At 37.0% G+C, this 15,617-nt stretch carries 14 protein-coding genes; 4 read left to right on the forward strand and 10 right to left on the reverse strand.

Annotation, left to right across the window (positions count from 1 at the left end):
* Nucleotides 1–51: 51 nt before the first annotated feature.
* The 9 genes from M2408_RS09320 to M2408_RS09355 form a co-directional block, all read right to left on the reverse strand.
* Complete coding sequence (locus M2408_RS09320; protein WP_259181138.1) at nt 52–333, reverse strand: very short patch repair endonuclease; 282 nt, start codon at nt 331–333, stop codon at nt 52–54.
* A gap of 85 nt (nt 334–418) precedes the next feature.
* A complete protein-coding gene (locus M2408_RS09325) occupies nt 419–1,432 on the reverse strand; it encodes a LacI family DNA-binding transcriptional regulator (RefSeq protein WP_259181140.1) in 1,014 nt (337 codons plus the stop codon).
* Between the two features lie 31 nt (nt 1,433–1,463).
* Entirely contained in the window at nt 1,464–2,546 is a 1,083-nt protein-coding gene (locus M2408_RS09330; RefSeq protein ID WP_259181141.1) for an HpaII family restriction endonuclease, read from the reverse strand.
* Nucleotides 2,547–2,549: 3 nt separating this feature from the next.
* Entirely contained in the window at nt 2,550–3,815 is a 1,266-nt protein-coding gene (locus tag M2408_RS09335; protein ID WP_259181143.1) for a DNA cytosine methyltransferase, read from the reverse strand.
* Between the two features lie 135 nt (nt 3,816–3,950).
* Nucleotides 3,951–5,051, reverse strand: coding sequence for a hypothetical protein (locus tag M2408_RS09340; RefSeq protein ID WP_259181145.1), 1,101 nt, complete (start codon nt 5,049–5,051; stop codon nt 3,951–3,953).
* A gap of 1 nt (nt 5,052) precedes the next feature.
* Complete coding sequence (locus M2408_RS09345) at nt 5,053–6,231, reverse strand: hypothetical protein (protein WP_259181148.1); 1,179 nt, start codon at nt 6,229–6,231, stop codon at nt 5,053–5,055.
* A gap of 113 nt (nt 6,232–6,344) precedes the next feature.
* Nucleotides 6,345–6,545 carry an HNH endonuclease gene (locus M2408_RS26345; RefSeq protein ID WP_409049487.1) on the reverse strand — a complete coding sequence of 67 codons (201 nt, stop codon included), beginning with the start codon at nt 6,543–6,545 and terminating at the stop codon, nt 6,345–6,347.
* 566 nt (nt 6,546–7,111) lie between these two features.
* Nucleotides 7,112–7,558: a hypothetical protein gene (locus M2408_RS09350; RefSeq protein ID WP_259181150.1), complete on the reverse strand. Its 447-nt coding sequence runs from the start codon at nt 7,556–7,558 to the stop codon at nt 7,112–7,114.
* Nucleotides 7,559–7,622: 64 nt separating this feature from the next.
* Complete coding sequence (locus M2408_RS09355; protein ID WP_259181152.1) at nt 7,623–7,904, reverse strand: hypothetical protein; 282 nt, start codon at nt 7,902–7,904, stop codon at nt 7,623–7,625.
* A gap of 1,019 nt (nt 7,905–8,923) precedes the next feature.
* Between M2408_RS09355 and M2408_RS09360 the strand changes: the two genes are divergently transcribed.
* From M2408_RS09360 to M2408_RS09375, 4 genes are read left to right on the forward strand one after another with little or no spacing between them, the layout of a single operon-like run.
* Complete coding sequence (locus M2408_RS09360) at nt 8,924–9,298, forward strand: hypothetical protein (protein ID WP_259181155.1); 375 nt, start codon at nt 8,924–8,926, stop codon at nt 9,296–9,298.
* Nucleotides 9,299–9,314: 16 nt separating this feature from the next.
* On the forward strand, nt 9,315–12,641 hold the full coding sequence (locus tag M2408_RS09365; protein WP_259181156.1) for a SusC/RagA family TonB-linked outer membrane protein: 3,327 nt from the start codon (nt 9,315–9,317) through the stop codon (nt 12,639–12,641).
* 9 nt (nt 12,642–12,650) lie between these two features.
* A complete protein-coding gene (locus tag M2408_RS09370) occupies nt 12,651–14,024 on the forward strand; it encodes a RagB/SusD family nutrient uptake outer membrane protein (RefSeq protein ID WP_259181159.1) in 1,374 nt (457 codons plus the stop codon).
* 50 nt (nt 14,025–14,074) lie between these two features.
* Nucleotides 14,075–15,274 carry a hypothetical protein gene (locus M2408_RS09375; RefSeq protein ID WP_259181161.1) on the forward strand — a complete coding sequence of 400 codons (1,200 nt, stop codon included), beginning with the start codon at nt 14,075–14,077 and terminating at the stop codon, nt 15,272–15,274.
* Between the two features lie 71 nt (nt 15,275–15,345).
* Here the strand turns inward: M2408_RS09375 and M2408_RS09380 are convergent, their stop codons facing one another.
* On the reverse strand, nt 15,346–15,570 hold the full coding sequence (locus M2408_RS09380; protein ID WP_223583104.1) for a hypothetical protein: 225 nt from the start codon (nt 15,568–15,570) through the stop codon (nt 15,346–15,348).
* Between the last annotated feature and the right edge of the window lie 47 nt (nt 15,571–15,617).

A 15,617-nucleotide genomic window follows, 5' to 3' on the forward strand; every position in this document is an offset into this window, starting at 1 on the left:
GCAAAATAATACTTTGTTTAAACTGGCCCGCAATTACCGATACAAGTGGACCTATATCGCCGATACAAGTGGCCCGTTATGCACCGATATATACAATATAGCCAGTTTGTATTTTTTTATTACAATATCTGGTTTCCCTGGAAGAGATTTGTCATGAAGGCGAAAACGAATATTTTTTGACCACAATGCTTTTCGAAGGATAAGTTCTGGTTTGGAATTACGGCTTCTGATTTTGGACATATTGTAGCTCCGCTTCGAGTTCGTATAAAACCCTGCAGATTCCTCAAAGCGAGGAACATGAATCCTGTCGTTTTCGTCATTGTAATTTGCCATTATTCAAATTTAGGGATAATGGCTGGTATATTGGAATATTCCGAGATAGGAACGTATAGGCTTAAAGCTTCGGTTCTAAAAACTTCTAACCTCTCCTCGAAGATTCCCTGATAATGAGCTCAGGTTCGATTACTATTTTTTTTGCAGATAATTTTACTTTCGAATTCAAATGCTGTAGTAGAAGTTCTGCTGATTGTTCACCAACAATTTCAGGTTTTTGGTCGAGTGTGGAAAGACTAGGCGACAAGTATTTTCCGAACAATTGATTCGAAAAACCTATTACACCTTTTTGAGGAGGAATAATATGTTGTGATTTTAACTCTTTTAATACCCCCAAAGCCACATAATCGTCACCTCCAATTATTGCATCTGGCTTTATTGGCAATGACAAAAGTTGTTGTACGGCTGCTATTCCACCTTCTGGAGAAAGTTCTCCAAATATTTTGTATTCTTCCTGAATATCAATTCCTGCTTCTGTTATTGCATCCAAATAGCCACGAAATCGTTCATTGAAAATATGAACCTTATGGTGGGTAGATATGTTTGCAATATTTTTATACCCTTGATCTATAAGATGTTTGGTGACAAGGTAACCAGCTTTATAATCATCAATAGATACAGACGAGCAATCAATAGAAGGGTGTATTCGATCAAACAGAATTAAAGGTTTGTTTTCTTCAATAAGTTTTTCAAAGTGTTCAAAGGAATTTGTCTCTAGTGACATCGATATAATAAAACCATCTACTTGGGCCTCCAGCATTGAATTGATTCCTGTTATTTCAGATTCGACAGATTCATTACTTTGGTATAATAAAATACTGTATCCTTTTTTCTTTAAAGTTTGCTCAATACTGGCAATAACCTTAGAAAAGAACTCTATTTTAGCATCGGGAATAATAACACCAATAATGTTCGTCCGACCATTGGAAAGAGAAGAAGCGAGCTTATTGGGTCGGTAGTTCATTTTTTTTGCTGTTTCTAGAACCAATTGCCGGGTCTGCTCGCTAATTGTAGGTACATTGTTGAGTGCACGTGATATTGTAGATTTCGTAAGGTTCAGCGCCTTCGCGATATCGCTTATATTAGTCCTTTTTTCCAATTGATTTTTATTCTAAAGATTTTTATGAAATTTATTTCATAAATCTAATTTGAAGATTTAGTTTGAGGTATTGCCTATTATTTTTTTCATAAATGGATCCAAAACCATGCTTCTTCAGATCTGGAGTGTCTAGCTTTGTATTGTCAAATAAATATTCTTCAAATTTCTTTAAAAAATAGAAGTGATAACATAGAATTTCTCCATCGGTTCTAATTACTAAATAACCACCACTAGCTTGATAATCTCTCTTCCATACTTCATTTGCACGCATACCTAAGGCATATTCTACAAGAAATTTCTTCATCATCATCTCATAGATTTCAGAATTTATATGCGTATTGTATCCATATTTATTAGCAGCTGTAATATTTTGAATTAGATTTTTGACAGTTTTATTTTTTGAATTCCTATCTCCAAAGTATGCGAGAAGTACATCCCCCAAGACTTTTTCAAAATTAAAGTCAATAGTCTGAAGGTTGGTTTGGAATAAAATGCTTTCAGCTCTTTCAAATTCAAGGGATATCCCCCTATTTTTAAGAAATTCAAATTTATCTGCAAATAGTCTGAGTCCTTCGAAAACTTTAATGTCCTCATCTGGCAAATTACTTGACAACGAATATGAAAAGTTGGTAGCTCCGCTTGCATTCACTAAAGTAGATGGAGCACCAAATTGTGATTTTATACTGAATCCCAGAGTTGGTGCAAATAAAGTCTTAGGATCTTCAATTTGGACTGTAATATCATGTTTATTTTTGGATTTGGCTTTTAAACTATGGATTGAAAAGGATTGGAGAAACATTTCAATTTCTGGAATTGAAAAAGCGCCTTTTTCCTTCTTTTTTTCTTGAATCCTCCTTTTGCATAATTCTGCGTAATATTCAAATTCGCTGATCGGAATAGAATAGGCGTTGACTTCATCTTTAATTAATATAATATTTCCATCATAAGAAAAGTTTACATTACGATCTTTTTCGTGCCGAATTATGGCAGAAATAGGATAGAAGAGGTCTTCGATAGCTCTGAAATTTTCATCTCCCAGAGCTAGTTTACGATCACTAAGAAGCTTTAATAGAGCATATGGTTCACTCCATTCCCCTTTATTACCTTTAAGCATACCCTATATGAATTTTAAAGTTTTCAAAAGCTCTCTCGCTGTTGCCTGGATTGCAGGTACAGCCACCGAATTTCCAAATTGTTTATAAGCCGAAGCATCGGCAACAGGAATAATGAACTCATCTGGAAAGCCTTGCAGCCTGGCCCATTCCCTAGGGGTCATTTTTCGGATTCCATCACGGTTGACTTCTCCCTTTATTTTCGTAGTAGGGTTGAAATCAGTAATACGGTTGTCAAACACTAGATTACGCTCACGTCCCATTCCTCCACAGACCACAGCATTGGCGATCCCGTTATCGGCAATTACTTCAAATCCAAAACCATTTCCTTTACTGGCATGCCTAGCCTTGTGTTCTTCCAATGTTTTTAAATACTGCGTTGATAAATAGTATTTTGTAGGAACTACATCGGCTTCTTTAACATCAGCAAATGAAACGGTTTTGTCTATTGGTTTAGGGTAATTAAAAGAGTCAATACCTGTACTGGGATGAAATCCTACAATAAATATTCTTTCACGATTCTGTGGTACGCCATAATCTTTCGCATTCAAAATCTGTGGATCAGGTACGAAATAACCGAGATCATTACGTAGCACATAAAGAATTGTTTCTAGCGTTCTGCCTTTATCATGGCTCCTTAATCCTTTTACATTTTCAAGAAAAAACGCTTTGGGTTGTTTGCGTTTTATTATTTCAGCAACGTCAAAAAACAAAGTTCCTCGCGTATCATCAAAGCCACCACGTTTTCCAGCAATTGAAAAAGCTTGGCAAGGAAATCCCGCACATAAGACCTCAAATCCATCGGGTATAAAAGATTTAGTTTTCTCTTTGGTAATATCACCGAAAGGTAATTCACCAAAATTTGTTAAGTATGTTCTTTTAGCTTCTTTATCCCATTCACTTGTAAAGACACATTTTCCACCCAGATTTTGGAATGCCAGGCGAAACCCACCTATTCCGGCAAAAAGGTCAATAAACTGAAATTTTGGTTTCTTGACTGCCAAAAATGGCACTTCGATAGGAGCAAAGAGATCCGTTTGCAGTGCTTTGTGCGCTATTTCATAAGAAATTTCTTCTTTTGGTTTTAGCTGTTGTAGGGCCTCTTGAGTGAAAGATATAGCATCCTCTTTGAAGAAAGAGGATACTCCATTTTTATTATTATGCAGAAAGTGTGTCAAAGCAGATTCCCCATAATCCTCTGGATCTTTGGTATTCACTTTATTACGTCTTTCTGTTAAGTATTTTAAAGATATTTTATCTACAATTTCCATTTTTTCGCTACTTCCTCTGTCTTCTTTCAGGTTGCTGCAAGATAACGATTTTTTGGAAGAAGCTAAAGCAATCCTATTTTTAGAATTGCAAATATCTGGTAATAGAATAGAAAGTTTAAAATGAGCAATTTTAACTTAAGCTTTATAGTGCTCGAAGAGATTGATAGTTAACAATTCTAATTGATGAGTTATAGATTCTAAATGATTAAGCTGTTCAGATTTAATCGCTCTATAATTATGAGTTACTAAATTCCTTACATCATATATTAAATCACCTAAATCTTCCTTTTGGTCAATATTAAAATGCTCAAATAGAAGACCACAGTCTCGTCTGAGCGCGATCTCATCAAAATCTTTTTGATGTGTTTTTAACATTTTTATGATGTCTCTTATTTTAGACCTTTCCTTTTTTATATTATTTATTTGTTCAATAAAGTCATTTTTAAGCATTTTTAAGTCTTGGAATCGTTGAATAAGTGCATCAAATTCTTTCTCAAATGATTCGGTTATTAAATGTTCAATAATCTGATAGAGAAGATGAAACCTGATTAAGTGATGGTCTAAATATTTTAAATTTTTGTTAAATAATTCGCTGAAAAACTTATTTGTAGTTAATTCAATTTTTGCTTTATGAACATTTAATTTTAATTTTCCGCGTAATTTTTTAATACAATATAGTTCTTTTGAGGCTAACTTATTCCCATTGTTAAAAGCATTCTTTTTATAGTATCCATATTTAGATAGACTTGGAAGATAATTTTCAATTGAGAATCCTTCGATCTTTTTTACTGAAGATTTTGATAATACTACAATTATTGGATTATCCTTACGACAATCAGTGATTCTCAATTGTTCATTAATATTAATGGCCTCTACTTTAAAATTTTCTGATAATAGGAGCAATTGAAACGCAACGAATTTATATTTATTTAAAAAAATGTTCTCATAGTGGTCGTGGTCAATGCCATCTAAATTTGACAAAGGAAAGATCCACCCGATTCTAAGGTCTTCATCTTTTGCTATCAATTGAAAAACGTCATTTTCAGCATTTAAATATTGATTCTCAAATAAAACGATTTCATAATCATTGACTATATATTCTTTTTCTAGGATCGGAAGATATTCAATTTCAACCGAATTGATATTTTTAGCGTCAGATAGAACAAAGAAGTTGCCAGCTTCAGTATTCTTAAATGAAATTTCATCCAAAATTTTTCCTTGATATTCAACGGCCATATTACTGTGTTTTTCGTAAATAACTTGAATATGCCTCTTCTATAGACTTATTAAGGTCTAAATAGGAATCCCCTTTTTTATCAAATAATTCTCTGAAAACGTGATGTAAAAACATTCTTTGATCATTTCCAATTTTCTTTGCTACTTTTCGAATATTTTCCATTTTTACAATAAAATTGGAGAAAGTTATATTAACATCTCCCAAATCAATGTCTTCAAATGAACCTGACACTTCGGATATTGTTTTGTAGATTTTGAAGTCAATTAGTTTTCCAATTGCAGATCCGAATCCCGTCATAGTTTGAGGTCGATTGAATAACTTATCTGCGCTTTTACCAAAAGGTTGGCCTGAAAGCTGGGGCTCAAATTCATCTTCTTTAAACAACCAATTATTAGATTTTTTTTCTATGACACTGATCAGATGGTTATATGTGTTTAAATAATCTATAAATAGGTCTGATGTTTGGTTCTCTGAAGATAATTTTTCAAGACTTTCAATGTTTTCTAATAATGAATTTCTATCCATCGGCAAATAGTCACGATCTAAGTAGGAGTTGAAGCCCTCTACTATTTCTTTGAATTTGTACTCTCCTTTATTTCTTGCGGGTCTATCATCGGATTCCACTAGCAGCTTAATTCCATTTAAATCTTGTTCAAGGTAATCAGAATATAATATTTCTATCTGATGCCTCATTGACATTGGAGTTTGACCAGTATTAAGAGTTAACATTCGATAAAGAATTCCGATTTTGTTTATTCCCAGATATATTTCAATACGTATATGTTGATTTTTAAGTTTGTCTAAGTTTTCAAAATCGGCAGATGCTTCTAGCTCTTTATATAGGTCTCTTATTGTATATGTTCTTTGTAGGCCGTCTAGAATAATTAATTTATTGTGCTTACTTTCAATCAACTCGACTATCTCAAATTCAGATGCATCATTCAGATCTTCGGCGTGCCTATCAGAAAAAGCTAGCACAATAGGAGGTATTATACAGCCTTCAAGCAGGTCTTTCTTTAAAAGACTATAAACTGTTGAGGAAGACTTAACTCTTCTTCTTTGAAATTCATTGTTATCAATTATTTCTGTAGCAATTTTGAAATACTGGTTTATATTAATTTCAAATAGAAGATTATAAGCATTAATACGTTTATCAAAAATTCTGTTAATAAGTTTCATAAAGTTTCTTAATTTATATGTTAATTATTCATATAGTTATCTATACAATATTTAATTTGTTTATTTAAATATATACAATCTATGGTACTCCATATATTTTTTACTGCGTTCGTCTATTTAATTTTTAGAGATTTTTTTATTCCAAATAACTCAGTGTCAGAAAATAACTCAGATATTAAAATCATACCGTTATTGTCAAATGAGATTAAGCTCCTATCAAAAGGTATATCATAGTTTGGAAGAAGTAGCAATCCATTTTTGGGGTCAACTTTCTCGTTGCTATTATATATACCAAGGTTCGATATGAGATGCAACTAATAATGATGAATTTAGAAAGCCTGATATCGCACAGCCATCTCCCTTTTTTATAAGACTATTTCTGAATCTACCCTGGCCAAGGCGAGTCAAAATCAGCCTTTCTTTTTCTCCTTCTTCTCTATTATAATTGTTAACTATGTTAATGATCTCTTGGAAAGTGTTCTCATGATTAGTGGTTATAGAATCAATAAATAGTTCAAATGCTCTACTGTACTACCGATCAAGTTTTTTTTACGAAATCTCGAATTTTAAAATATTGATTGTATATCTCCTTGTCTTTCTGAAGGTTTATTGTAAATAAATATTGCACTCTGTTAATGTCTTCTAATCCAGGACTATAATCCTCTGATGTAATTTATCGAGAATGAACGTTTTCTTTTACCTGTGTCATGTTGTTATTTGTTTGGTATTATGATTTTTTAATTATAATAACTCAAAATTACCTCAGTTTAAATTTAATCGATGACTTTGTTTGCCTTTCCCAAAAGCTAAGGTGTAACCTCCTTAATCATCTCATAAATAGCCTCGATATGTCTTTCCTCTTCTCATTAATATTCTGATGTTAGACATCTTTTGGGTATTTTGCTTCAAATTGTTCTATTTTTTTTAAAGTATCATCGACGAGTTCTTCGATGGCAAGAAATAATTCTTTGTGTTTTTCAGTTTCAAAATTATCTCTCAGCGTTTTATTGTGATCTTGATTTTCTAAGAAATGTAAAGTAGCTATGATGGAACAACCGTTTTTCCCTTTAATAACTTCCTTATCGCCTATTTCCTCAGTAACAATAATTATAGTTTGTGAAAAGAGGCTTTTATCTATACCCATCGAATCAAAAAGCTGATAGACGCTAACGGGAGCTAATTTCACTAAAGCTGAAGCTATAGTATTATAATCGGTTTTAAAATCTGATTTTTGATTTTTATAACCAGGTCCACCATACTCATCTTCAAACTCGTTGACCGCCTTTTTTAATTCAGTAAGTTTGTTTTTTAAATCAATATCTATCATAGTTCTTTATTAAGGGTTTATATATTTAAAAACGTAGTTATTTTTAATTCAGATGAATGAATTGTTATGACAATTTCTTAGATTTTAGTATATCTGAAAATTCTTTGAAGAATTCATTTAAATCAGTTTTTTCAAACTCCACAATTATATGAATTGTGGAAACAGGAATATTATATCCTTTTTCATCACTTATTTTAGAAATTGTTGAAGAAGACAAATTGCATGCTTTAGCGTATTTATTTAAGCTAGTATCTTGGCCTTCAATTTTAAAGGGGGTGAAAAATTTATTTTTGATGAACAAACATATTTCTTTGTTAAGTTGATCTATAGCTTCAGTTTTTGCCATAATTTTTATTGTCAATATTTTATTTTAAAAAAATACCGTTCGCTTTAGCGAATAGTATGGAATTTATTATTATCTTTGTTATAGTAATTAGCGACAACTATGGGAAGATGATATCTTCACAGCAACGATGTCTCTCGTTTGAGAAAACCGCCAAGTTTGCCTACGAGATGATCGTGAGTTCGCCATTTCTATTGGAATATTTCTATCTTTACAGATACGTAATACCCAATAGGGCGGACTTTACGTGAGTCTTTATGAAGGCAAAGCAGATAAATCTCTTGTAGATTAGACTGCAGGGGTTGGCTTGGCGGTTTTCCCTCAATCATAAAGCTGTAAGGTTCGCCCTATTGGTTATTTCAACCAATACGTCCTTCCTCAAGCTTTCGGAGTTTCATCGTTTTACATAACCAAAATAAAATTATGATAAAACGGAAAGAAAACACCCACAAAAAAACCATAGGTCACCTCCAGGAGGTAAGCCCTCGGTTTGCCGACACTATTCCCATAAAGAACGTAATTCGTTCGCCTGGATAGTTTATTTAAATCACTAAAAACCAAAACAGGAGAGGGCTGCTATCGCAGGTTTGTAACATGCCGATAGGATACAAAAAAGTACTCCCTTGTCCAAGGTTTTCCGATCTGTTTGTATACAACATTCCCGAGTGATCAGGTTAATAATAAATTTAATTGCTCTATTCAAGCGTCGATAACTTAAAATTAGCATTTAATATTTATTGTTCCAAATAAATAAAGGAATTTTTGTATAGTTTTTCTATAAAGCGCGGATCGGTTTTTTATCTTTCCCGACAGGAAGCGCCATAATATTCCCCTAATCAATGCTTTGTAATCTTTTTGAGGCGCTTTTCGGGATTTTGTTAATTCTTAATTTGTGACACCTGCAAGGACTGTGAATTCCCTGCAATGACACCTCTTTGGATGCAAATTTTTTTGCAATAGGGGAAGGTATGTCCGATTCAAACGATAGGACATAGCCAAAGTCATCTTTATGAACCTTAAAAATGAATCAAAAATATTCAAATGTGTTAGCCCTAGAGTTTGCACTCTATGAAATCCATGATGCGGAATACGATCCCATCAAAAAGATCACTGACTTTTGGGAAAAGTATGATCTCATCGGTATCCAAAATACATTGCATTTACTATTGAAAAACCACACTGACAGCAATTACATGGATGAACTCTATGTAATCTGCCATAAGAAGGTGTTCTTAGCTGATCTATTCCGCTTATTGATCGCTTATTTTACGATACACACAAGTCCTAGTAATATCAATGATGTAGATATCTTCGATGCTGATACTACACAGATAAGCCGGGCTGAACTAGCCGTCAGTAAAAGAATCCATAATTTTTTCTGTCTAAGAAAAGACTAACCTTAACAATAAGTAGATGACGAAACAATCAAAATCGTTAGCTGCCTTATTGGATAAGGTAGTCAATATTCCATGCATACAGATTACATTATTTGTAATCGTGTTTTTATTAATTTCTATGTTTAGTTTATCAGCTCAGACGCCCCGCAAGGACAGCGGGGCGGATGGGTTGTTATCCATCAGCGGTACTGTGGTATCGTCTGTCGACGGTAAACCTGTCCAAGGTGTTTCCATTCGTGTCGAAGGCGAAAAGGGGAGAGCCTCGTCTAATAAGGATGGCTCGTTTTCATTGCAGGTTTCCAATCCGAAAGGTAAAGTTTCGTTTTCCCATGTGGGATTCAAGCGCTTAGAACTGCCATATACGGCTGGGGTATCATTGGCTATAAAACTGATACCATTGGAGAATCAATTGGAAGAGGTAGAGGTAGTGAGCACTGGGCTGCAGCGTATCCCGAAAGAAAGGGCTGCTGGCAGCTTTGAATTGCTGGACAATAAGTCGTTAAATAAACGCGTGGGCCTGTATATAATGGACCGGCTTGAGAATATCAGCAATGCAGTCCGGTTTGATAAGGACAATGAGCTCCTAGACCGTGCGCAATACACCAATGGTAAACGATTTGACTTTGATATCCGTGGCAGGAGCGTGGTATCGGGATCGGCATCCCGTACCATTATTTTGGACAATGTGGTATATGACGGAGATCTGAGAGATATCAATCCCAATGATATTGAAAGTGTGTCCATCTTGAAAGATGCCGTGGCGACTTCCCTTTGGGGGACCTATGGCGGGGGCGGTGTAATTGTCTTGACTACAAAAAAGGGAAAGTTAAATGCACCTACAAGCATAGATTTCAATAGTAGTGTAACCGTCAATAATAAGCCGAATATCTATGCGCTCCCTTTTATGAAAAGTAGCGATTACATAGACTTAGAGACTTATTTGTTTAAGAATGGTTACTACGACTATAAATTGCAAGACATCTATAGCTATCAGACGGTATCTCCGGTGGTGGAGCTATTGGACAATGTCAGGCAGGGTAGGGTGGATAGCAAAACTGCAGAGGCAATCATAGCAAAATACCGGACCTATGATGTACGGGACGATTATAACAAGTATGTCTATCGTAATGCTTTTGCACAGCAGTATCACCTACAGTTTTCGGGAGGCAACCAGCATATTTCCTATAGCATCTCGGGTGGTTATAATCGCAATAATAATCAGATCATTGGATCTTTTAATGATCGAAAGACGGTCAGGTCTTCGTTGAAAATAAAACCGCTCAAGAAAATGGACATCAATCTTGATATAAACTATTCAAAAGTTCACTCTGAGGATTTTTCTACCGATCAGCGTCTTGCCTATGGCTTGCAGGATAATCTACCGGTACTGCCGTATATGCGTCTGGTAGATGAGCATGGAAATCCGACCACAATTGATGCGGTGCCGATCAGTAGAATATATAGGGACACCGCAGGCAACGGTAAGCTGCTTGACTGGACATATAACCCCTTAAAGGAACTGGGATCAAACAAGCAATGGACTGATCCTACTGATCTGCTGGTGAATCTGTCCGTGGGCTACAAGCTCTCCTCCCGCTTTGATATTCAGGGCATGTATAGCTATGAGAATGTCAAAGACCGTGTTTCGGACTGGCTTGGGATCAATTCGTATGCCATGCGCAATATGATAAATCTATATACCCAGTGGGATGACAATCAGATCCTAAAGCGTCCCATCCCGGTGGGCGATAGGCTCCACAATCAAAATAGCAATACCAGTAGCCAGACAGCACGGCTGCAGCTAAACTATACGATGGACTGGCAGGATGGGCGGCATAAATTGATCTGGCTGGGTGGGTCGGAGATCAGACAGAAATATTACGATAATAATTCGATGATACTGTATGGCTATGATCCAGATAAGCTGACCAGTGTACAAGTGGATTTTGTATCGCTCAATCCGATCTATAACCAACGCTATGGTGGTAGTACGATACACTCGGGGCTGGTCATGGAAAAACTGGTCAATCGTTTTGTTTCTTATTACAGTAGTGCCAACTATACCTTTTTGGACCGCTATATCTTTTCGGGTAATATCCGGCAGGACGCATCCAATCTATTTGGTGTCAAAGCCAATCAAAAATGGCAGCCGCTCTGGTCTGCGGGTTTGGCCTGGTCGATGGAAAAGGAACCTTTTATGCGGTCTGTGGATTGGATAGACCAGTTGAAATGGCGCGTTTCCTACGGATTTGCGGGGCAGGTAAATCCGGGATTCTCAGGGCGCCCATTGATTTATTTTAATGGAAGTGACTACCTGACGGGATTGCAGAATGCGACATTGCAGTCACCCGGCAACCCTTCGCTAACTTGGGAAAGGGTCAAAACGATTAATGCGGGACTGGATTTCTCCTTGCTAAAGGGGAGACTCAATGGTAGTATGGAATATTACCGTCGCAATTCGATTGACCTGATCACCAGTACGCCGGTGGATCCGACAACAGGTTTTCTAAGTATCATGAAAAATGGGGGCGAATTGGAGGCTAAGGGATTTGAGATCACCTTAAATAGTGTCAATATGCAGACCGCTGATTTCAACTGGAAGACTAGATTGTTGATGAACAGAAATAGGACCAAGGTGATTGAATATAATATTTCATTGCCCTTTGCTACGCAATACATCACCAACTCTGGTACAGCAAATACTTTTTTTCAGAAAGGCTATGACACGGGGTCGGTATTTGCATTCCCATTTGGTGGATTAGATCCTAATACAGGTGACCCCATCGGATTCAATAAAGGGGAAGAAAGCAAAGATTATTTCAATATCCTGTATGGGCCATTGGAAAATTTCAAATACATCGGTCCCGGCTTACCTGTCTATTATGGCAATATTACGAACGAATTCAATTACAAAAATTGGAGCCTTTCTTTCAATATTCAGGCTCGCTTAGGCCATTATTTCTTTCGGCAGTCGTTCTCCGAAGATCGGGTCGGCCAATATTGGGTGGGACATCAGGATTATGAAAAACGCTGGCAGCAACCCGGCGATGAGTTGAATACCAATGTACCTTCGTTAGTCTATCCAATAGATCCATTTCGGGATGAATTTTATAGTAAAAGTAGTGTGCTGGTGGAAAAAGGAGATAATATAAGGTTACAGGATCTCTCATTCTCCTATACCTTCAATAAAATCAGGGGAATTAAAAACCTCTCGATCTATGGTTTTGTGAAAAATATCAACTGGATACTGTGGCGGGCAAATAAATTGGGACTGGATCCGGAATATCGCGATGCTATTCCCTTGCCAACGTCGTATTCGCTGGGGATGAATGTTAAATTTTAAAATAAGGTTATGAATAGAATACATATAAAGACAATGCAGGCATTGGTTGCTGTCTTGTTTATTACACTGCAGTTTGGTTGTACCAAATACTTGGATGTAAAACCTGATCAGAAAATGGTGGTGCCCTCGAGTTTGGCTGATTGTGAGGCCTTGCTCGACAACCGGTCAGAAATGAACTATACCTATCCCGTGATTGGGGAGGTTGGCGCTGATCATTATTACCTGGATGACGTAAATTATAATGCCATTACACAGGTAGGCGAAAAAGATGTTTATCTATGGGACGCAAATGCTAATACCAATCTGAACAACTGGCGGGGGCCCTATAAAATTATTCAGGTGGCTGGTCAGGTGTTGGCGGTGCTGAAAGATATAGTCCGAGAGGAGGATCCGGTTGACTATGATCGGATTAAGGGAAGTGCGCTGTTTTTTCGTGCATTTGCATTAATGCAGTTGGCAGACGTCTTTACCCTTCCGTATGATAAGGTTAATGCCGAAAATACACTGGGCTTGGTATTGCGAAATGATCCTGCGGTCAATTATGTATCTGAACGATCAAATTTGAAGGACACCTACGCGCAGATTAAATCCGACCTGGTCGAATCGGTGCCCTTACTTCCTACACATACAACGATAAAAACAAGACCGACACGAGTAGCGGCCCTAGCTGTCATAGGCCGGCTAGGGCTCGTGGTTGGGGATTATGCGCTGACAGAGCAAGCGACCAGAGAGGTGCTTTCCTACACCGATGAATTGATAGATTATAACGGTATCAACGAATCTTCTGCTATGCCATTTGCCCAGTTTAATAAGGAAGTGATTTTTCATGCCATAACGACGAGCAGTCCAATGCTCAATGCTGCAGTGTCTAAAATAAATAGTGCTTTATATGACTCTTACGAAAGTAATGATTTGCGGAAGGTATTGTATTTTGATAAAAATGCGGATGGGAGCTATGCTTTTAAGGGCAAGTATGATGGGGAGCAAAATAGTGCTTCGTTTGCCGGGATCGCAATAGATGAGATTTACTTATCCTTGGCAGAAGCGCTGGTGCGTAACAATAAACTTGCCGAAGGCGCGGAGGTTTTAAACAAACTCTTGCTGCGGAGATGGAGGACAGGTCAATATACGCCAGTTACATTTACCGAAAGGGATATGGCACTGGGCAGGGTGATACAGGAGCGGAAAAAATCACTCATTTTACGTAATCTGACTTGGATGGATCTAAAGCGCTTGAATAGAGAGACTGCGTTTGCCCGGACTTTGGTGCGACATATAAATGGAGCAACGTACGAGTTGAGGCCAAACGACCTGCGGTATGCTTTTCCGATTCCCCTGACGGTAGTGGGGACGACTCCTTCGATAATTCAAAATGAGCGCTAGATAATAGGTTTAACAATGGGAAATTCCATTCCCAAAACTTTAAAAAATACATGATGAAAAGATTTATAAGCTTAGTAATACTCTATTTTCCCTTACTTCTTTTGGGACAAACAAAAGGACTGAAGTTGGGGGAGACGATGGCATTCCCGACGATGTCTCCTGTGATCAGAAATACCTCGCCAACACTTGTATGGGATTCGGTAAAATCTGACCTCATTGTACTGGATTTTTTGATGACCTCCTGTAGCTCCTGTATTGAGGCGCTTCCGAAAAATCAGAAATTGCAACAACTATTTGGCAACCGGATTAAGATTGTTCCGGTCACCTTTGAAAAGAAAGAACAGGTAGAGCGTTTTTGGAACAAAAATGATTACACAAAATCAAATACGCTTCCCGTCGTTGTAGAAGATCGGGACTTAAAGAATCTGTTTCCGCACCAAGGGGTGTCACACCTGGTCTGGATCAAAAATAACAAGGTACTCGCTATTACAGCTGGGGATATGCTCACTGAAAAGAATATACAGCAGGCACTATCAAGCGAAGACTTGAAGGAATGGCCAATAAAGGATGATTTTTTCGTGTCGGAAACGACCGGAAAAATAATGGGAGACGGATTTTACAGTCGTTTTGATAGTTACGTGAATGGCGCTAAACTGCAATACACGCTAGACAGTGTTGGCGAGCAGGTGCGCTTTCGCGCTGTCAATGTGACGCCTATTCCGTTATTTTTATATCTATACGGTTCCATCCGGGAGCTACCGCTGATGAAAAAGGAGCGCATAAAGTTAGCTGTAGCAGATTCAACTCATTTTATTGAGCCTACGGACGAATCGCAATCCCTCTGGATGAAAAATAATGCTTTTACCTACGAATCTGTTTGGCCGATATCGATGGGGAAAGAAGAGTTGATAAATGCTATTATAGCTGATCTGGCAAATAGATTGCGCCTAAATGTCTCACTGGTTGATTTACCTGCAGAGGTATGGCAGGTCGCAAAAATAACGAAGAAAAAGAATAACGGCGGAGATGCGAAAAAAGAGGGGATGCCCTTAAAATTTTGGTTAACATTATTTGAGATCAATTATCCACAACTTCCACCGATTTTAATAGCGGGAAATGAGATGGAATTGATCGAGACAGAAAATGTATCGGATTTTGATGGTTTACGTGCTGCCTTGAAAAAAAATAATTTCTCATTACAGAAAACGACCAAGAGTATACTGTCGTTACAAATAAAGGAAATCCGGTAGTGTATTAATTTTAATAGAAAGGCCGAAGTTAGAGCTTCGGCCATTTCTCAACAAGTTGTATTCCACGAAATTTAAGTTTTCAGGTTAACACCACCTGTGTTGCTGTGCGAATTCAAAGCATTAACCATATTGGTTAAAACAGCTACGTCTATAATCGGCTTTCCGCTACCATTATCTGTTGCAGTTATTGTACAGATTCGTTGGTTACCCGAACAGCTTGGAGGCGTTCCTGTAACCAAAGAGTAGCTCGCTGGACTAGTAGGAGCGCTTTGAATGTCTAATTGAAATAATGCCATGATGCAAAATTTTAATAGTCAAATCTTGTTAGTTAATCAGATACATC

Origin of the sequence: Sphingobacterium sp. BIGb0165 (genome assembly GCF_024810095.1) — a bacterium.
GTDB classification, from domain to species: domain Bacteria; phylum Bacteroidota; class Bacteroidia; order Sphingobacteriales; family Sphingobacteriaceae; genus Sphingobacterium; species Sphingobacterium detergens.

What these genes read in the sequence shown, in the direction of transcription:
- M2408_RS09320 (WP_259181138.1), bottom strand. Translation starts at nt 333, where the DNA reads ATGGCAAATTACAATGACGAAAACGACAGGATTCATGTTCCTCGCTTT.
- M2408_RS09330 (WP_259181141.1), bottom strand. Translation starts at nt 2,546, where the DNA reads ATGCTTAAAGGTAATAAAGGGGAATGGAGTGAACCATATGCTCTATTA.
- M2408_RS09335 (WP_259181143.1), bottom strand. Translation starts at nt 3,815, where the DNA reads ATGGAAATTGTAGATAAAATATCTTTAAAATACTTAACAGAAAGACGT.
- M2408_RS09340 (WP_259181145.1), bottom strand. Translation starts at nt 5,051, where the DNA reads ATGGCCGTTGAATATCAAGGAAAAATTTTGGATGAAATTTCATTTAAG.
- M2408_RS09345 (WP_259181148.1), bottom strand. Translation starts at nt 6,231, where the DNA reads ATGAAACTTATTAACAGAATTTTTGATAAACGTATTAATGCTTATAAT.
- M2408_RS09350 (WP_259181150.1), bottom strand. Translation starts at nt 7,558, where the DNA reads ATGATAGATATTGATTTAAAAAACAAACTTACTGAATTAAAAAAGGCG.
- M2408_RS09355 (WP_259181152.1), bottom strand. Translation starts at nt 7,904, where the DNA reads ATGGCAAAAACTGAAGCTATAGATCAACTTAACAAAGAAATATGTTTG.
- M2408_RS09360 (WP_259181155.1), top strand. Translation starts at nt 8,924, where the DNA reads ATGAATCAAAAATATTCAAATGTGTTAGCCCTAGAGTTTGCACTCTAT.
- M2408_RS09365 (WP_259181156.1), top strand. Translation starts at nt 9,315, where the DNA reads ATGACGAAACAATCAAAATCGTTAGCTGCCTTATTGGATAAGGTAGTC.
- M2408_RS09370 (WP_259181159.1), top strand. Translation starts at nt 12,651, where the DNA reads ATGAATAGAATACATATAAAGACAATGCAGGCATTGGTTGCTGTCTTG.
- M2408_RS09375 (WP_259181161.1), top strand. Translation starts at nt 14,075, where the DNA reads ATGATGAAAAGATTTATAAGCTTAGTAATACTCTATTTTCCCTTACTT.
- M2408_RS09380 (WP_223583104.1), bottom strand. Translation starts at nt 15,570, where the DNA reads ATGGCATTATTTCAATTAGACATTCAAAGCGCTCCTACTAGTCCAGCG.